Genomic DNA, 19,818 nt, shown 5'->3' on the forward strand with positions numbered 1-19,818 from the left:
ACTTTGACCTGGGACCCAGGTTGGAGTAAGCCTTCTTGATTATGCGCCTGCCATGGGGAGAGTTGTTTACTCAACGAACGAGTTACTTCCTATCTTTTTGCAGTTGTTAGTTGTACTATCAGTGAAGAGCTATTAATTGTAGTGTTTACCAATTTGATAGGCTTGTTCTAGCAAACCTTCGATATGTTCTTTGGATTCTGAAATCGTTTCATAGAGAAATTCGACTCGGGATTCCTGCATTCTTGCATAACCCGCGATCCCGTTATTCAGATAATTGGAAATCATGTTGTAATAGTCGTATTTATGGAATGAAGCCTCCGTTCCCCCGGCTAGTGCAATCCACAGTGCTTTTTTGGAGTTTGCCTTGTTGAGCAGCCCCATATTCCATACCTTGTCCAGATAAGCTTTGAGCATGGAGGGAACGTTATACCACCAGATCGGGAAAACAAATACAATGGCATCAGCCGCAAGCACACGATCCAGCTCTTTGCGAATTACAGGGGCATGCTGTTTATCGGGATTTTGCCAGTCTCGCTCATCTTCTACACCATATAATGGATCGAATCCGTCATGATAGAGATCGAGGATATCAATTTCATGGGAATTCTCCTGCATACCTTCTATAAAACGATTCATTACGGCAAATGTTAGGGAATCCTGTCTTGGGTGAGTAACGACCAGTTTAACTTTCATGTAGGAGTAACCATCCTTTTTTCTTTTTTTTGGTTAAACATTCTGACCAATGTTATTATAAGTTTCATGACATCTTATTGAGAAGTACGCACCTTCGAGTGCTGTAGAAACCTTGAGGTTCTTCGGTTACTTTTAATAATGGATATACATATATGTGAATTATGGGGGAGTACAAGTGGAACAAGAAATGAAAAAATATGAGAGTGGTGTGCAGGCGATGCTGGAACTGGTCGGTGGAAAATGGAGGATTCTTATCCTGCATCAACTGATATCAGGTAAAAAACGAACCAGTGAACTTCGCAGGGCCATTCCTGGCATTACCCAGAAGGTCCTTACCCAGCAGCTTCGTGATTTGGAAAAGAATGAAATCATCCATCGAATTATTCATCCTGAGATTCCGCCCAAGGTAGAGTATGAGCTGACCGAATATGGCCTGACACTACAGGACATCATTGATCGCATATGTCTGTGGGGAGAAAATCATTTGGACAGAGTATACGGAGATAAAAGCAGCGTGCTGGGAGATCATTTTAGGGACTATATTCCACTTTCAACTTCAACTTGAGCTGACCGTCCCATGAAAAATAAATCAAAACCTTCCTTGATCTCAAAAGGAGGGTATTTGTTGTTTTTTGTCATTTATCAGTGAAACTGATAAATGCTATAAAATCATTGAAATTGACCCTCAACACCCGGTGTGTTAGGTTTTAAAGAGAAGAAATTAAATTAATATGATAATTTTAGTCGGAATTAAAATCGAAGCAATGCGCGAGGTGGCAAACAGTGGAACTTCAAGTGACAAATAGCCCTTTTAATCAAGAACAAGTTGAACTGCTTAATCGTCTTATTCCTACATTGACCGATGGACAACGGACTTGGTTGAGCGGATATATTGCAGCAATTCAGGCAAGCGCAACAATAGCGGTTCCAGCGAACCTGGTACAGGCTGCACCAACTACAGGTGTCGCACCTGAAAGTGCTACGCCAGTATCCCGCGAAGTTACCGTGCTCTTCGGTTCACAAACCGGGAATTCCAGCGGCCTATCGAAGAAGCTGGCCAAGAAACTTGAAGAGCAAGGTCTTCAGGTAACGTTGTCATCGATGGGAGATTTCAAACCGAACGGACTCAAGAAAATTGAAAATCTCCTCATCATCGTCAGTACGCATGGCGAGGGAGAACCGCCGGATAATGCGATTCCCCTGCATGAATTCCTGAACAGCAAACGGGCTCCGAAGCTCGAAGGGCTTCGCTACTCGGTGTTGGCTCTTGGAGATACCTCTTATGAGTTCTTTTGTCAGACAGGTAAGGACTTCGATACACGATTGCAGGAGTTGGGTGGTACAGCACTTGTACCGCGTGTAGACTGTGATGTTGATTTTGATGAACCGGCTGCGGAGTGGATGAATGAAGTGCTGGCTTCCTTAAGTAGCACATCTGCTGCTGCGAGCACGGTAACTACTGAGGCTGTTACAGCTGCATTGAGCGGCGGGCAATCCGAATATGATCGCACGAATCCGTTCAAGGCTGAAGTATTGGAGAATCTCAATCTGAATGGCAGAGGATCAGACCGTGAAACACGCCATATTGAATTGTCCTTGGAAGGCTCCAGCCTAGATTACGAGCCTGGTGACAGCCTTGGGGTATTCCCTGAGAATCACCCGCGCCTTGTCGATGAATTAATTGCAGCTATGGGATGGAATGCCGATGAGCGCGTGACCGTGAATAAAAACGGGGATCAGGCATCTGTGTACGAAGCGTTGCTGCGTTATTTTGAGATTACAGCGGTAACGAAACCGGTCGTGGAACAACTTGCGAAACTGAATCCGGGGAGTGGCTTGACTGCGTTACTCGCAGATGATTCCGAATTCCGTACAGTCATGAATAGCTGTGATCTGTTGGATCTGGTTCATGATTATGATCTGAAAGGTATTCCTGCTGCAGAATTTGTAGCTGTACTTCGCAAAATTCCGGCACGTCTGTATTCGATAGCGAGTAGTTCGAAATCTTTCCCGGATGAAGTTCATCTTACTGTTCGTACGGTTCGTTATGAAGCGCGTGGCAGAGAACGTTACGGTGTATGCTCGGTACATCTGGCTGAACGAATCGAAGCTGGCGACACCCTGCCTGTATATATACAGCATAACCCGAATTTCAAGCTTCCTGAGAACCCGGATACGCCGATCATTATGGTTGGCCCAGGTACAGGCGTAGCACCGTTCAGATCCTTCCTTGGTGAGCGTGAAGAAACAGGCGCAGAAGGCAAGACATGGCTGTTCTACGGAGATCAACATTTCTCCACCGACTTCTTGTACCAGACGGAATGGCAGCGTTGGCTCAAAGATGGTGTGCTCACGAAGATGGATGTAGCCTTCTCACGTGATACGGAACAGAAGGTGTATGTACAACATCGTATGTTGGAACACAGCAAAGAATTGTACCAGTGGCTTCAGGAAGGTGCGAGTGTATATATCTGTGGTGATGAGAAAAAAATGGCACATGATGTGCATGCTGCGCTCACCACGATTCTTGAACAAGAAGGTGGATTATCACCTGAGCAGGCATCGGAATATCTGACACGGTTGCAGCAGGAGAAACGTTATCAGCGGGACGTCTATTAATTATTACCGGCTTAGCCGGATTGCACCATCCCGCAGAGACGAGAGGAGAAAGCAGCATGGTTTATAATAACTTACTTAACCCACAGCGCACGAATAGCGATGTGGAAGATATAAAGATCAAAAGTGATTACTTGCGTGGAAGCCTGACCGAAACGTTGGCTGATCGCATCACGGGTGCAATTCCAGAGGACGACAATCGTCTGATGAAACACCACGGCAGTTATATGCAGGATGATCGTGACCTGCGTAACGAGCGTCACAAATCCAAGCTGGAGCCAGCATATCAATTCATGCTGCGTGTACGTGCTTCCGGTGGAATTGTAACCCCGGAGCAGTGGTTGATGATGGACAGAGTGGCACATAAATATGCGAATCAGACCATTCGTCTGACCACACGTCAGTCTTTCCAACTGCATGGTGTACTGAAGTGGGATCTTAAGAACACCATTCGTGAAGTGAACGATTCGTTGCTAAGCACACTGGCTGCATGTGGGGACGTAAACCGTAACGTGATGTGTAACCCGAATCCGAATCAATCCGATGTGCACGCTGAAGTGTATGAGTGGGCATGTCAAGTAAGTAATCATTTGGACCCTCGCACGCGGGCTTATCATGAGCTGTGGCTGGACGGCGAGAAAGTGATTGATTCGCAGGACTCTGACGAAGAAGTTGAACCAATCTATGGCAAAGTGTATTTGCCTCGTAAGTTCAAGATCGGTATTGCTGTACCACCATCCAATGATGTGGATGTTTATTCACAGGATCTTGGCTTTATTGCTATTGTGGAGAACGGGAAGCTGCAAGGATTCAACGTTTCCGTTGGCGGCGGGATGGGCATGTCTCATGGTGATGCTAAAACCTATCCTCAGGTGTCCAAAGTCATTGGTTTCTGTACTCCGGAGCAAATGATTGATGTTGCAGAGAAAACAGTTATGATTCAGCGTGATTATGGAGATCGTGCAGTTCGTAAACATGCTCGTTTCAAATATACGCTGGATGATCGTGGTGTGGAGTGGTTTGTCGAAGAGCTGACTAGCCGTCTGGGATGGAAATTGGATGCGGCACGTCCATATCATTTTGAGACAAACGGAGATCGATATGGTTGGGTAAAAGGCAATAATGGTAGATGGCACTACACGTTGTTCATTCAGAATGGTCGTGTCAAGGATGTGGATGGATATCCTCTCATGACGGGTTTACGTGAGATTGCCAAAGTGCATACGGGTGATTTCCGTCTGACTGCCAATCAAAATCTGATCATCGGTAACATTAGCAGCCAGAAGAAGAAAAAGATTGAAGCGCTGATTCAGCAATACAATCTGACGGATGGGGCACATTACTCTGCGCTGCGCAGAAGTTCGATGGCTTGTGTTGCACTTCCAACCTGCGGCCTTGCTATGGCTGAGTCCGAACGTTACCTGCCCTCTCTGATCGACAAACTGGAGCCAGTACTGGACGAAGCCGGGCTGAGAGACGAAGAGATTGTCATTCGCATGACGGGCTGCCCGAACGGATGTGCAAGACCGATGCTGGCGGAGATTTCATTTATCGGTAAAGCACCTGGGAAATACAACATGTATCTCGGTGGCAGCTTCACTGGACATCGCCTGAATAAACTTTACAAAGAAAACATTGGCGAAACCGAGATTCTGGACACGTTGACACCAATGGTGAACCAATATGCCAGAGAGCGCAATGAAGGTGAACATTTCGGTGACTTTGTCATTCGTGCAGGCTATGTTCCTGAAGTCTTGGATGGTCGACAATTTCACGCTTAATGGACCGGGTAAGATGAACTGAAATTAGGACTGACTTAGGGCGGAAGCATTCCTTTATGGGGTGCTTCTTGTCTGTTATATATGGAGATAATAGAGGTAACGTTAGTTACTGCTGAGAGATTTATGAGAGAAAAAACTGTGGCCAAACTTCAAGCGGAGATGGATAATCACCGCAGTTATTCCCATTATTTCGTGTGTATTAACTTGTTGAAGTACGCTCAACAAGATATAATGGCATAGTAGAAAGCAGATTACATGTTGAAAGTGAGCGGAAATGATATGGGTCGTAAGTGGAATAATATCAAGGAAAAAAAAGCTTCAAAAGATGCAAATACGAGCCGGGTCTACGCTAAATTCGGCGTTGAGATCTATGTAGCTGCCAAGAAGGGCGAACCGGACCCGGAAGCGAACCGTGCACTGAAAGTCGTGCTGGAACGTGCCAAAACGTATAATGTACCCAAAGCCATTATTGATCGTGCGATGGAAAAAGCAAAAGGCAGCGGGGATGAGAACTATGAAGAGTTGCGTTATGAAGGCTTCGGACCGAATGGTGCGATGGTCATCGTGGATGCACTTACCAACAACGTAAATCGTACAGCGCCGGAAGTACGCTCTGCGTTTAACAAAAACGCCGGAAACATGGGTGTCAGCGGTTCTGTTGCTTACATGTTTGATCCTACAGCGGTTATCGGTATAGAAGGCAAAAACTCCGAGGAAGTACTTGAACTTCTGCTTGAAGCAGACGTAGATGTACGTGATATCGTGGACGAAGATGATGCTGTCATCGTATATGCAGAACCGGATCAATTCCACGCTGTACAAGAAGCGTTCAAAGCAGCTGGTATTACGGAGTTCACCGTAGCCGAGCTGACGATGCTTGCACAGAACCATATTGAACTTCCAGAGGATGCACAAGCTCAGTTCGAGAAACTGATCGATGCGCTCGAAGACCTTGAAGATGTTCAACAGGTGTACCACAACGTAGAGTTCGCAGAGTAAGCAAGCTGCACGATACGTGGTTTGATTGCATAAAAAGAGTGTCTGACCAATCTCCGGGATTGGACGGACACTCTTTTTAGTTATTTAAAGAGTTGGATTGCAGGGAGCCGGGCGACTTGTCAGATGTATCTGACGGATCTGATTTTTCCGAGTTCCCCCCACCGAATTTAAACAACACAATTCCGCCGACAATGACAAGCACACCGAGCAGTTGATTCCATGAGAAAGGAATTTGCTCCAGACCGAGCCACCCCATGGAGTCAAACAAAAGGGCGAAGCTAAGTTGGGACGTCAGCACGATCGAGATGGCATACGTGGGGCCAAGCAGCTTCATACCTTGTACGAGACAGAAGACGACACCAACGCCGATGGCTCCACTGAGCCAATACCACGGTTGCATATGCTGAAAGCTGAATGTATTCTTGCCCTCCACGAGCAGAGAGATGAGGAACGAGGCAATGAATCCGGTGAAAAGCACCAACGTTGTTGTGGACCATGAACCGGTGCGTTCATTGACTTTGCTATTAAATATGGTTTGCAGACTGACAAGTGCTCCTGCCAAGAGCGCAAGCGAAATCCCTGTAATTAACATGGTTGTCGAACTCCTTACTCATAAATATTGTGACCTGCTATTTCGCGCAGACCCGCACGGTTTTTAATCATAATCAATCCCTGATGTCGTTCAATCAATCCGTCTGCACAGAGCTTTTGGATGACCCTGTTCAGGTGTCGGTAACTGGTGCCGATCAGATTCGCAATGTCGGTCAGATTGAACGCGTCCAGATCTTCATGAACGACGCTACCAGCTTCTTCCGTCGAGATGGAGAGAAGGTAGCTGGCTAGCCGAACCTCAACGGGATACATCAGGTTGAAGTTGGAGAAGTTCGAATCAATATAGAACTTGTGTGAGATGATTTTGAGCAAAAATTTAAGTAAAGGTGCATAATCGCCGGCAAGCTCAGCGAGCCATTGATAATGAATCCGAAGCATCACCACAGGTGACACGGCCTGAACTGTGTTGACAATATCACTTTCACGGACATATTCAATGTCACCGACGACTTCAAGCGGTGTCTTGAAGCAAAGCACGAGTGTTTTGTCCTGAGCGGAGGTGGTGAAGATCTTGATTTTACCCTCGACCAACACGTATAAATATTCGGAGGCTTCCCCTTCACGACAGATCAATTCACACTTCTCGAAGTGACATAATGTCATATGGGGACGCAGGGGCTCGTGAAATACCTTTTCGAGTTGATATTGCTTCAGATAATGTATTAATTGTTGCTCATCATGAATCTCTTCCACGCTCTTGTTCACCCCTGACTATATTCTAGAAAAACTACAGTTTCATAATGATGACACCTGTGATCATCAAGGCAATGCCAAGAAATTGCGGCAGTTTCATCTTTTGTTTCACTACACCAAACCATCCGTTACTATCCACGAGAAAAGTCAGGAACAGCTGAGCAATGAGCAGGGCCGAGATCGTGAATGTCACCCCAATTTGCTGAATGGCCGTTACTTCGCTGAAAATAATGACAGCGCCAAACGCTCCCCCCGCCAGGTACATGGGTTTAACTTGTTTGAGTCCTTGAAGGTTAATGTCTCTAACGAACATTAGGATCAGCGCCGCTAAGATGAATCCTGTCAGTTGTGTAATCGTAGCGGCCTGCCATGTGCCCATGTCGGTACTAATCCGAGCATTGGCAACACCTTGGAGCGTGATACACGCGCCACCCAGTAATGCAAAAATAATTCCTTTCATATGTACGCTCCTTATTCAATTACTTCGACTTCTATTTAATGACAAACTCACCCCAAACGCCAAGGACAAATGTCCTGAGCTTTGAAGTCACAGCATCTAGAGTACAATAAAGAACCAGGGAAATCCAGTTGGAGCATGAAGAGATGCGCGGTATATGTGCGGGAATACTCATTTTTAATGAGCATGATCTCTAACGAACCAGCGACACCTTATTGTATTGATTCGATTGAATTAAGAAATCTAAGGAACCTCAGCCATCTTAATCGGGCTAAGGCAGGTAGGAAAGGATGGATAATGAGTTGAAACGGAGGAATAACGTGTCTACAATTCGTTAGTTTTGAAAATCGGCAAATATTCACTAAATAGAGTGTGTCAGGTTCGTTACTAACTATCTAAGAATTTGTCCTAAGAGCCAGCCAAGATGAAAGAGAGTTTGCCGACTCGACCCTAGAACACACAACAGATGTACAGCTCCAGGGTAGCGGGCAATGAGATTTGAACAATTCAGCTAAACACCTCTCCAAAAAAATCCATACCAAACTAATCCAATCAATCGCATGATCAGATCACAGTGTACACAGGCCGTTCACCTACATAATGAACGGACAGTTCTGTGAATTGTTCTGCCAACCTGTCTGCCAATAGATTCATTCCCGGAGCCTCGCTCTCGGCATGCCCCAACATGATGAGTGCTTTGGACTTGCCTTGTTGCACAGCATCACGGATATATTCCGGTGTCTCCCATTCGAATCCTTCTCCAGCGATGATCAGATCCAATTGTTTGTTCTGAATCAAGGGAATCGTCACAGGGCCGTTGCCACGAAAACCAACCAATACCGCTGCGTGTCTACAGACTATGTCGGGATTGCCTGCAACGCGGACATAATCGATCCCAAGGCAACGTTTCACATGGTGAGCAATAGCTTGGGCAGTGCTTGCTTCCGGAAAAGTAAGGATGTCTGCTTCCGGTACTCGTTGCTCCACATAAGAGGACCATCCCAAGGCCTGAATCAGTCCTTCGGTAATGCCATCCGGTTGGAAGCGGTGGATGATATCATGACATCGATAGATGGAGATGCCTGCTTCGTCAATTAACTTTCTTTTGTCCGTATACACCGAATCAGTTGCAAGCCAATCCGTCTGACTGTGATGGTTATAGAACGGAGATTCATGCGCAATGATTAAGTTAGCGCCTTGCTGTATGGCTTGTTCAATCACATATTGTGTGGGCATAAAAGCGATGACAATACCTGTGACCTTACAGTCAAGTGAACCGGTAATAAGCTGATCCACCGTGTTTTCCGGCAGTTCAATGTTATCTAAAAGATGAAGGACAACGTCTTGAACAGTGAGATCCATAGATTGCATTCCTCCAATGACAGGATATAAAAATAGTGTAACATGTTTACATTTGAAATCTACTGCTTTCCAGATTGTGGGGGTCAATTTTATTATTTTCGGTTAATACTAAATCATGCAGATTACAGTGGGTTAAGATAACAACGAAGAAGAGTGTTCACTGTGTACGGATGTTGGATTCGTGTAGTTTTCTCAAACAAGAATAAGTATACTTACATAGAGTCTTTATTGCATTAAATGAGCTGTTTGCAACAGCAGAGCAGATTGTGAAAGGGGATAACTACGATGACAGCAACAACTATTATGGAACGTCTGAAGAGCGAGACAGCTCATTACCACAGACAAGTAGAACAGAACCCTTATGCAAAAGCCATTATGAATCAAACTGTGACTATAGAAGAATATAGAACATATCTAGAAAAGTTTTATGGATTCCTCAAACCGCTGGAAGATCAAGCTGTACAGCAGCCTTTCTGGGGAAGTACGGGATTGGATATCGAGATTAGAGGCAAGGCTGGACTACTGGAGAAAGATCTGCACAATCTTGGTGCAAGTGAAGAGGAAATTAGCCAACTTCCGCTCTGCAAAGAACTTCCGGATATTTCGACACCAGCCCGTTTGTTTGGATACATGTATGTCATTGAGGGGTCCACGAACGGTGGACAGATCATGACCAAACGTTTGTCGCAGTTCCTGCCCATTGAAGCTGATCGTGGATTGGAATATTTCAACGCCTATGGCTCAGAGACAAGAACAAGATGGAGCGAGTTTATGATTTTGCTGCAGCAGTCCATCACCAGTCCAGAAGATCATGACAACATGGTGCACAGTGCATCAGAGACATTCCGACTGCTGGATCAATGGATTAATACGTAGGGCAGACTTTATTTCATATTTTAAAGGTATCTATATAAGTTGAATTAATCATTTACACCTAACGAAGAGGACAGAAAAAACCTGGAAAAGCGAAGCATTCGCTAAAAGCTTTCTGAAAGAAAGCTACATCGTAAGCATACGCTTATAACCGGATTTTTCCCTTAGAAAAGGGAATCGATAAAATCTGGGGATAACAGCGATTAGAAGGTTATTCTGTCATCGTAGTGCAATGTAAATAATCATTATTTCAACTTATATAACATCATGAGAGGGGATTTTCCTGGCCATGGCCGAACCGAAGTCCAAGAAAGAACAAAATTTGTTGAACCGCACATTGCTTCATCAGGGAACATACACAACTGATCCGATAGATCTGAATAACTGTGATAAAGAACCAATTCATATCCCCGGCTTTATTCAACCTCATGGTGTTCTTTTGGCCATCAATACCAGTCTTACGCCAACTATTGTTCAGTGTAGCCAAAATACGGAGGAACATCTGGGTATTGCCTATGAGGCTGTTCTGGGCATGCCTTTGGAGAACCTGATTGGCGAGCAAGAAGTAAGCAAATTGTTGGGCAGCAGCTTCAATGCGAATGTTACCTCTGACCTGCATTACATGGATCTTACCATTAAGGTATCCGGTGAGGAACGGGTCTTCTCTTCTGTGCTTCATGAAAGTGAAGGTTTGCTCATTCTGGAGATCGAGCCTTATGACGAAAAAGAGGACGTGGGGACTACTGACTTCGAGTGGATATCCCGATTCTTCGGTCGGATGAAAAGCACAGATAGCCGCGTGGAGGCAAGTCAGATTGCAGCTGAACAGGTCAAGGAAATGCTCGGTTACGATCGGGTGATGATCTATGAATTTGACGAGCAATGGAATGGTAAAGTTATTGCTGAAGCGCGTGAACAAGAACTCGAACCATTCCTGGGACATCACTATCCAGCATCGGATATACCAAAACAAGCTCGGGAGTTGTATCTTCGCAATTGGCTGCGGACTATCGTGAATGTAAATTATAAACCGGTCGAAATTGTACCTATGCTACAACCACTGACTGGCAAACCACTGAATTTGAGTCTTTCGGTCCTGCGTAGCGTATCGCCACTTCACATCGAATATCTGCATAATATGGGTGTAGGTGCGACCGTAACGATCTCGCTCATTCATAACAATGAGCTATGGGGACTCATCACATGCCATCATTATTCGGCCAGATATGTCCCCCATCGTGTGCGGAATCTGTGCAATTTCCTGGGGGCGTTCTTCTCCAATGAATTGTTCCAGCGTCAGCAGTTAGATGATTACCAATCCGAGATTCAATCTCGTGAAGCTGCTTCACGAATTGCCAACATTTTTATTGGAAACACAAGTCCTGCCCGAGTACTTGAGGAATTACAGGGAGAAGAAGAGACGGTATTGAACCTGATGGATGCTGCCGGAGCAGCGATCTGTTACCAGGACAAGTTATTGTTATATGGTAAAACGCCTAACAGCGGCCAGATTCGTGAACTGGCAGGTTGGCTTGCAGGAAAGTCTGAGGATTACAGTTACTACACTTCGAAACTGAGTTCAGAGTATGAAACAGCCAAAGCTTATCCGGATAAGGCTTCCGGGGTTATTTATGTTGCCATTTCGCCTGGACAGCATAACTACATGATCTGGTTCCGACCTGAGGTTGAGCAGGTTGTCGAGTGGGCGGGTGACCCGGCCAAAGCGGTACTCAAGACGGATGACGGCATGCGATTGTCACCTCGTAAATCATTCGAGAAATGGCGTGAGGTTGTAAAGTCAACTTCGTATCCGTGGACTACGAAAGAACTAAGTGTGTTACCTTTACTCAAATCCATTGTACGTCGGCAGACGGAGAATCAGTTGGTTCAGGCTGAGGAACAGGCACTTCAGAACGCTCGTATTTTGCGACAAAATGAACAGCGTTATTTGCAGTTAATGGATTATTCGCCCGTGGCATTCTTTACTCTGACGGACGGTAAGATTATCTATTGTAATACAAAGGCAGCTGAACTGCTCGGGTTCGAGAGTTCCCAAAACCTGATGGGTAAGGATTTTAGAGAATTTGTACCTGACAATACGAGAGTTACCTTGCAACAGAATTTTGAGGAATTAAAGCACAAAAACACAAGTTTGATTACAAGTCAGTCCTATTTCACTACAGCAGTTGGTACCTCACTGTTGCTTGAAGTTACACTCGCTGCTGTTACGCATGCAGGAAAACCTTCTGTGATGGTGCTTCTGCACAGTGGGGCGTCTCACCATGAACATGACCATTACACCGAAACGACAAGCCAGTTGCAAAATTATCTGAACACAGATCCGTTAACAGATATGCCAATTCAAACGGTGTTCAAGTCTCAGCTTCAGGATGACTGGGATGATTGTTTGGAGGAGAAATGTAGTCTGGGGTTGCTCATTATAGATATCGATGATTTCCGTTCATATAATGCGGCATACGGACTTCAGGGAGGCGATCTGTGTCTGCAATGGATCGGTGAGGTACTCACCGTGGTCAGTGAGCAGCACAACGCACTAATATCCCGTCTTCGCGGAGGTACCTTCATGTTGAAAATGAAGAGCACAACTTCTGAACATTCAGCACAGCTTGCGGAAGAGATTAGACAACATGTTCTGGCTCTGCAGATCCAGCGAGAATTATCGGGTCCGAGTGGGATCGTCACGGTTAGTGTCGGGGGTGCAGTGCTGGTACCTGATGAGCAGTCAAGTGCATCCGATCTGATTGAAAAAGCTACTCAAGCGCTGGCCCAAGCGAAGAGTGAAGGGAAGAATCGAGCAATTGTAGTCTGATTTAGGGCATGTAACCTTACTTTTTAACGAATACACCTGGATCAATATCATATCCATATGAACTAAATGAGAGAGCAGAAATGCTCTCTTTTTTTGGTTTTAATAATGAGTTAATTTCATCACCGCAGACACAGCACTAGTGTTATAATGATCCCTATGGATACACTTGTTCGTATTCTGTCTCGGAGGAGGGTGAGATAACGTTCTATGAAAGACAACTCTAGACAATTGGAATTTATGGAGATAGATCTGAGCGAAGAACCCGTAACAGCAGCGGTTCCGGTTCCTGATCGTTCAACCATTGTGCAGCAACCTGCACATCATGCGATGCAGCATCGTGGAGGCATATTGTCTTCGGAGAAACGTTTTGTAGAGGAAGCAAAGCAGTGGTCAGAGATGGAGGGAGATGTGTCCCCCTGGGTTCCCTTTATGAGCTACTGGCCCACATATGGCGTAATGAACGAAGCCCAACGCAAGTGGTATTTGTATTGGAGGAAGGAAGTTCGTCAGGGGAGATATCCAGATACCGATCTGTCCTATCTATTTGTTCATATCTATGAGTTGATTAACGGCATTGGCTGGCAGAATGCTCAGGATGGTTATAATCAATTAAAGCAGCTATGGTTGAACTACCGTGAAAGGCTCCCTCAATTAAATATATATATGCAAGAGTGGGTGGTCGATTACGTACTGGTCCATCAGATGGAGACGTCTTTATCCGAAGTTATGGACCTTTCGGGCGGGTATCTGCCAGCAGAGATGCTGGACAAGGAACTGCAACGTGTTTTACAGGACAAGATGTCGGATATTTCGCTAAGTATGCTGCAAAGGTACTACGATTACGATATTACGCTCAGTAAGTTCTATAGAGATGGCGGCAAAGAAGTGATGGAGCAGTACATCCCACGGGTCATGGCATTGGTTCATTCATATCTGGAGCGTACGCGAGAAGTCGGACTGTTGCCAGTGTTTCAACCCAACGAAGAACGCACGGTGGAGCGCATACTGTTTCGCAAAGCGGTCTATGACGACTCGATCTATGGAAGATCGGTATCATTCAGATATATGCCCATTGGAGAACAGGCTGAATTTGTACAGATGGTTACGCGGATCTATCGATGTACTGAAAATAAACTTCGTGAACTGCTCGGATTCAGAGGCCGATTGCGTGGACAAACATTAGAGCCCGAACTTGCGAATCTGATTGAACGTTACCTGGACAAAGCATATGCGATTGATCAGGCCGAGACGGTGGAACAACCGGTGATTCGTATTGATACGGAAAAATTGGCATCGTTACAGCAAGAAAGTGAATACGTACGAATGGCACTTACAATTGAGGATGATCACCCTTCTGAAGTGAAGGATGATGAGGTTCATAACGCAAATGTTACAAGTAATCCAGTCGATGCACTGGAAGCAAGGCATGAGATCATACCAACAGAAGATTCCATGCAGCCGGACCCATCGGTAAGAGAGACTGCAATAGAAGGGTCAACAGCATCAATTGGGTTGCAATGGGACGTGAGTGCAGAGGTTGATTTAGATGAACAATGGCTGCTATTTGCCAAGGGACTATCCCCTCAGCAGGTGCAAGTGATTCATGCTCTTCTTGGCGCTAACCCTGATACGGAGCTGATACGTCTGGCTGAGCAATATGGAACGATGCCTGCGCTTCTGCTCGATGAAATTAATGATGTGGCTATGGATACGATCGGTGATCTTCTGATTGATGGTGATCGGATTGTTCCGGATTATATAGATGTGTTCGAACATGTGAAGAGGTGATACGTAAGTGACAGAACTTAAAATACCAAAGCGGCTGACCACCGCACTTGTCAATTCGTTAACGGCGGGTGTTGTCCCGCGCATAGGACTGGAGCAGATTGCTGTTGGCCGAAAACCGGAAGTGGAAGCCATCTTGAGAGATATGGACAATATCGCCGAGGGTGGCGCCGCGTTCAAACTCATTACCGGGCGTTATGGTAGTGGTAAAAGCTTTCTTTTGCAGATGATTCGTAATTATGCCATGGATCGCGACTTTGTTGTAGCAGATGCCGATCTGTCACCAGAGCGACGATTGGTGGGCACCAAAGGGCAGGGACTTGCGACATATCGCGAACTAATGACTCGTCTGTCTACACGTACACGTCCGGATGGGGGAGCGTTGGAGCCGATTTTGCAAAAATGGATCGCAGGCCTGCAACAATCCACGATGCAAAGTCAGAACCTGCGCCCGGATGATCCCGCTCTGCCGCTGGAAGTAGAGAAGCAGATCTATGCGGTGACAGGGGAGATGCAGAATCTGGTTCACGGCTTTGATTTTGCCAAGGTACTGGCTTCCTACTGGAATGGGTACAAGCTCGCTGATGATGATCGCAAACAGGCGGCACTGCGCTGGCTTCGAGGAGAATTTGCAACCAAAACGGAGGCAAAAAAAGAACTCTCTGTAGGTGTTATCATTGACGATGACAACTGGTATGACTACTTCAAATTGTGGTCTGAATTCACAGCGCGCATTGGTTACAAAGGATTGCTTTTGTTCATTGATGAAGCGGTGAATCTGTACAAAATTACAAACAGCGTCTCTCGTCAAAGCAATTATGAGAAATTGCTGACCATGTTCAATGATACAATGCAGGGCAAGGCGGAGCACCTGGGCATATTTGTAGGCGGTACGCCGCAATTTGTGGAGGATGAACGGCGCGGACTATATAGCTATGAAGCGCTTCGCTCCAGGCTTATTGATGGTCGTTATGCAGCCAAAGCGTATGCAAATTATACAGGCCCGATTCTGAAGCTTGCAATGTTATCACATGAAGAGATTCTGATTTTGCTCCAGAAGCTGCGGCAGATTCATGCGTTGCATTTTGGATACAGTGCAAGTCTGACGGATGAACAATTGGTTGATTTTATGCAAACGGCGGTGAATCGACTGGGGGCGGATGAATTGCTGACCACGCGTGAAGTGGTACGGGACTTTATGGATGTACTGCATACGCTCCATCAGAATCCCGAAGTGACTTATACGCAATTACTTGGTGAACGGGCTGCCAAACCCCAGGAACCGGGTAAAGGAGCGGATGCTTCCGCAAATTCGGATGATCTGGACGACTTTCTGGCGGAGTTTGAATTATGAGTGATAATCCATTCTATCGGCTGGCGCCATTCGTGCAGGAATTTATATATAAAAAAAGATGGGAATCGCTTCGGCCTGCTCAGATCGAGGCCTGCAATATCTGTTTTCATACCCCGCATCATATGCTGATTGCGGCAGGCACGGCCTCCGGCAAAACGGAGGCGGCTTTTTTTCCTGCATTGACCGAGCTGCATGAACGGCCTTCCAAATCAGTTGGCATTCTGTACATTGGACCTTTGAAAGCCCTGATTAATGACCAATTCGAACGTCTTAAGGATCTGTTAACCGAAGGAAATATTCCAGTTTGGCATTGGCATGGGGATGTGCCTCAGGCGGAGAAAACAAAACTGATGAAAAATCCGTCCGGTGTGCTTCAGATTACGCCAGAATCGCTGGAAGGTCTGCTTATGAATCGACCGAATGCGATCCCGGCGCTGTTTCATGATCTGCGCTATGTCATCATTGATGAGGTACATGCCTTCATGGGAGCAGATCGGGGGATTCAAGTGCTCAGCGAGCTTGCTAGAATTGAGCGTATGGCTGGCTGTGCACCGCGAAGAGTTGGATTGTCGGCTACACTTAGTGACTATGATGCGGCTACATCTTGGCTTGCTGCCGGAACACAGCAGGGAGTGGATGTGGTCTCTTCTCCAGGTGGTCGCAAGCTGCGGCTGCGGGTGGAACATTTCTCTTTTCCAGATGCACAGGACGAGGAGCAGGCGGAGCAGCTTCATAACGCACGCAAAGCTTACTACGACTTCATCTATGAGAGCACACATCGTAAAAAAGCATTGATCTTCACCAACAGTCGTACGGACGCTGAGGTGACTATTCTTGAGATGCGGCGGGTTGCGGCTCGCAGGCAAGAGCGTGATGTGTTCCATGTGCATCATGGAAGTATCTCCGCCATGCTCAGGGAGGAAACGGAAGCTGCTCTGCGCACCGGATCGGGGCCTGCGGTTGCTGCGGCAACGGTCACGCTCGAACTGGGTATCGATCTGGGCGAACTGGAACGTGTGGTTCAGCTTGGTGCACCGTATAGTGCGTCCAGCTTTGTACAGCGTCTGGGACGTTCGGGGAGACGAGAGGACATGGCATCAGAGATGCTTTTTGTATGTCCGGAGGAAGAGGATGAGGAAGCGCAATTACCAGCACGTATGCCGTGGACGTTAATGCGTGCAATTGCTGTTATCGAACTATATGTAAAAACAAAGTGGGTCGAGCCGCTTGAAGCCCGCAAAATGCCCATAGGGGTGCTCTACCATCAGACGATGAGCATGCTGAAAAGTATGGGGGAGGCGGAGCCGAGAGATCTTGCAGAAGCCATCCTTTCGCTGGCCCCCTTTGCGTTGATTAGACCAGATCAATATCAGGCTTTCCTGAATTACCTCATTGAGACGGATCATCTGCAATGGACAGAGGACCGGACATTGATTATCGGACTGACAGGTGAGAAAATCGTAAACAATTATCGCTTCTATGCGGTGTTTAAGGACGATGAGGAACATAAAGTACTGAACGGCTCGGAAGAGATTGGTTCCATTACAACCGTGCCCCCGCCAGGCTATTGCTTCTCGCTCGCAGGCAAACTGTGGAAAGTGGAAGAAGTTGATCACAAGCACAAGGCTGTGTATGTGAAGTCTGCCAAAGGTAAAGTGGATACGTTATGGCTTGGAGCGGGCGGAGACATCCACACAACGGTGGTACAGAAAATGCGTGAAGTGTTGTCCGACTCAGTGATCTATCCCTACCTGTCACCCCAAGCCGTCAATCGACTTGAACGGGCACGCCGTCTAGCTCGTGAAAGCGGACTGTTGAAGCAGGTTGTTATTCCGGCTGGGGGAGATTCGATGTATGTACTTCCTTGGGTAGGGAGTAAATCGTTCCGTACATTGGAGCGCCTGATGAAGCATAATCTGTCGGGCAAACTGGCTTTGCGTTCGGTAGTGCCCATGGAACCATATTATTTTGTAGTATCCGGCAAGGTCGATGAACGGACATTGTTAGCCGAGATTATGAGTGAATGTCGGATGGCTGAAGATGCATCTGCGCTACTGGCTGAAGATGAAGCACCCTATCTGGGCAAGTATGATGAATTTGTCGCGCCACCTTTGATCCGTGAGGCTTTTGCCGTGGATGGGCTGGATCTGGATGGATTGAAGGCAGGTTTACAGCAAACATTGGAGTGGGATTCCTCAGCCTCTAATCGAACCTGACGTTTTTTTATACGGAATAGGGTTGACACCACCTCACCTCCCATGTAATATATGAAAAGTCGTCACACACGAATTACATCAAATTGCATATATCATTTCGTATAACCTCGCAGGCCGAAAGTGTACACAGGGCGAGGGTCTCTACGGGAAGCCTATACTTCCTAACTACGATGCCAAGGAATCAATATATTCCTTGCTCGTAGTTAGGATTTTTTGCATTTGTATGTGTCTGTGACCTTGGCATGAACCAATCATGCAGGCGTATTTTCTTATCATCAGGAGGTTTATTCACAAATGAAATATTATCTGTCCGTTCTCGCGGGAGCGATGAGCTATGGCATATTATCCACGATTGTGGTTCTGGCGTATGGCGAAGGATATAAACTTGGTGAAGTTGTGGGAACACAGCTGATTACGGGTTTTCTTCTTTCCTGGATGCTGGCGCTATACACAAAATTTAGAACAAAACGCAAATCACAGGCAGATGGCCAATCATCAGGAGCTGTGGCACAGGTATTCAAGCGGTTGACGTGGAAACAACGTCTGCTATTGATGGCTGCCGGAACACCAACGGTAATTACGGGTCTTGTGTATTATCAGTCTTTGCGTTACATCCCGGCTTCACTTGCCATTATCCTGCTGTTCCAGTTCACCTGGATTAGTGTATTGATTCAGGCGATAAGCAAACGTCAACGTCCAGACAAAGTCACATTCCTGACGTTGATCGTGCTGTTTGGCGGAACTTTGCTGGCAGCGGGTTTCCTGGAACAGGGACTGGGTGAGTTCAACGGTCTGGGTATTGCTCTTGGACTAATGGCAGCGGTAAGTTACTCCCTGTTCGTATTGTTCAGCGGCAAAGCGGTTCCTTCAGCGCATCCTGCCTTTCGTAGTGCGTGGATGGTAACAGGGGGATTGATCCTGCTGTGCATTTTGTTCCCGCCGACATTCCTCTTCAATGGATTGATCTGGAGCCAGTTGCTGGTGTTTGGACTGCTGCTCGGATTCTTCGGAGCATTTATTCCACCGGTATTATTCGCTATCGGCGTTCCGCATATTGGAGGCGACATGGCCGGAATTCTGGGTGCGGTGGAGCTTCCAATTGCAGTACTGTTATCCTCTATCGTGCTCCATGAGCATGTCAGCGGATTGCAATGGTTCGGGGTTATCATTGTACTCATTGGAGTTGCCCTGCCAGAGTTGTATAAATTACGCATGAGAAGAAGTCGTAGTCGTAGTAAACCAATCTACTCCTGATCCAGACGAAAAGGGATATTGCGGAGCATGAACGGGAATAACCGTAGATAAGCCTGAGAAATCAGGCTTTTTTATTTAAATATTCTATATAAATTGAACTAAACATTTACACGAAACGGAGAGGACAGAAAGGACCTGAAGAAGCGGAGCGTTCGCCTAAAAGCTTTCTGAAAGAAAGATGCATCGGAAGCATAAGCTATCCCCGGACTTCCCCTTTATAAAAGGAATCAAAAAATCTGGGAATAACAGCGATCGGAAGGTTGTGCTGTCATCGGAGTGTGCAGTGTAAATGT

Annotated in this window: 15 protein-coding genes and 1 riboswitch; of the genes, 10 read left to right on the plus strand and 5 right to left on the minus strand. The window is 46.3% G+C overall.

Features of this window, described 5'->3' with window-relative positions:
- Positions 1–132: 132 nt before the first annotated feature.
- Positions 133–693: an NAD(P)H oxidoreductase gene (locus MKY85_RS13125; RefSeq protein WP_342572809.1), complete on the minus strand. Its 561-nt coding sequence runs from the start codon at positions 691–693 to the stop codon at positions 133–135.
- Positions 694–868: 175 nt separating this feature from the next.
- Here MKY85_RS13125 and MKY85_RS13130 point away from each other — a divergent pair, with 175 nt between their 5' ends.
- The 4 genes from MKY85_RS13130 to MKY85_RS13145 all read left to right on the plus strand — a co-directional run bounded on the left by MKY85_RS13130 (position 869) and on the right by MKY85_RS13145 (position 6,089).
- On the plus strand, positions 869–1,258 hold the full coding sequence (locus MKY85_RS13130) for a winged helix-turn-helix transcriptional regulator (RefSeq protein WP_342572811.1): 390 nt from the start codon (positions 869–871) through the stop codon (positions 1,256–1,258).
- Between the two features lie 218 nt (positions 1,259–1,476).
- Positions 1,477–3,312, plus strand: coding sequence for an assimilatory sulfite reductase (NADPH) flavoprotein subunit (locus MKY85_RS13135; protein WP_339260824.1), 1,836 nt, complete (start codon positions 1,477–1,479; stop codon positions 3,310–3,312).
- Positions 3,313–3,368: 56 nt separating this feature from the next.
- Entirely contained in the window at positions 3,369–5,090 is a 1,722-nt protein-coding gene (gene cysI / locus MKY85_RS13140) for an assimilatory sulfite reductase (NADPH) hemoprotein subunit (RefSeq protein WP_342572812.1), read from the plus strand.
- Between the two features lie 279 nt (positions 5,091–5,369).
- Complete coding sequence (locus MKY85_RS13145; protein WP_249911804.1) at positions 5,370–6,089, plus strand: YebC/PmpR family DNA-binding transcriptional regulator; 720 nt, start codon at positions 5,370–5,372, stop codon at positions 6,087–6,089.
- Between the two features lie 76 nt (positions 6,090–6,165).
- On the opposite strand, the gene MKY85_RS13150 is transcribed toward MKY85_RS13145, so the two are convergent.
- The 4 genes from MKY85_RS13150 to MKY85_RS13165 form a co-directional block, all read right to left on the minus strand.
- Positions 6,166–6,681, minus strand: coding sequence for a DMT family transporter (locus MKY85_RS13150; protein WP_342572813.1), 516 nt, complete (start codon positions 6,679–6,681; stop codon positions 6,166–6,168).
- A gap of 14 nt (positions 6,682–6,695) precedes the next feature.
- Positions 6,696–7,394, minus strand: coding sequence for a helix-turn-helix domain-containing protein (locus MKY85_RS13155; RefSeq protein WP_339242209.1), 699 nt, complete (start codon positions 7,392–7,394; stop codon positions 6,696–6,698).
- A gap of 34 nt (positions 7,395–7,428) precedes the next feature.
- Entirely contained in the window at positions 7,429–7,854 is a 426-nt protein-coding gene (locus MKY85_RS13160; RefSeq protein WP_342572814.1) for a DMT family transporter, read from the minus strand.
- Positions 7,855–8,415: 561 nt separating this feature from the next.
- Positions 8,416–9,213 (minus strand): Nif3-like dinuclear metal center hexameric protein, encoded by a 798-nt coding sequence (locus MKY85_RS13165; protein WP_342572815.1) that lies wholly within the window; start codon positions 9,211–9,213, stop codon positions 8,416–8,418.
- A 285-nt stretch (positions 9,214–9,498) separates the two neighbouring features.
- Here MKY85_RS13165 and MKY85_RS13170 point away from each other — a divergent pair, with 285 nt between their 5' ends.
- The 6 genes from MKY85_RS13170 to MKY85_RS13195 all read left to right on the plus strand — a co-directional run bounded on the left by MKY85_RS13170 (position 9,499) and on the right by MKY85_RS13195 (position 19,525).
- Positions 9,499–10,089 (plus strand): biliverdin-producing heme oxygenase, encoded by a 591-nt coding sequence (locus tag MKY85_RS13170; protein ID WP_339260832.1) that lies wholly within the window; start codon positions 9,499–9,501, stop codon positions 10,087–10,089.
- 286 nt (positions 10,090–10,375) lie between these two features.
- Complete coding sequence (locus MKY85_RS13175; RefSeq protein ID WP_342572816.1) at positions 10,376–12,916, plus strand: diguanylate cyclase; 2,541 nt, start codon at positions 10,376–10,378, stop codon at positions 12,914–12,916.
- Between the two features lie 207 nt (positions 12,917–13,123).
- On the plus strand, positions 13,124–14,704 hold the full coding sequence (locus tag MKY85_RS13180; RefSeq protein WP_342572818.1) for a TerB N-terminal domain-containing protein: 1,581 nt from the start codon (positions 13,124–13,126) through the stop codon (positions 14,702–14,704).
- 7 nt (positions 14,705–14,711) lie between these two features.
- A complete protein-coding gene (locus tag MKY85_RS13185; RefSeq protein WP_339260836.1) occupies positions 14,712–16,055 on the plus strand; it encodes an ATP-binding protein in 1,344 nt (447 codons plus the stop codon).
- Complete coding sequence (locus MKY85_RS13190; RefSeq protein ID WP_339260837.1) at positions 16,052–18,271, plus strand: DEAD/DEAH box helicase; 2,220 nt, start codon at positions 16,052–16,054, stop codon at positions 18,269–18,271. The genes MKY85_RS13185 and MKY85_RS13190 overlap by 4 nt, the downstream gene beginning before the upstream one ends.
- A 77-nt stretch (positions 18,272–18,348) precedes the next feature.
- A riboswitch (purine riboswitch) is annotated at positions 18,349–18,459 on the plus strand.
- Positions 18,460–18,565: 106 nt separating this feature from the next.
- A complete protein-coding gene (locus MKY85_RS13195; protein WP_339260838.1) occupies positions 18,566–19,525 on the plus strand; it encodes a DMT family transporter in 960 nt (319 codons plus the stop codon).
- The last annotated feature ends 293 nt before the right edge of the window (positions 19,526–19,818 follow it).

The sequence above is a fragment of the Paenibacillus sp. FSL R5-0749 genome (assembly GCF_038595085.1).
Lineage (GTDB): Bacteria > Bacillota > Bacilli > Paenibacillales > Paenibacillaceae > Paenibacillus.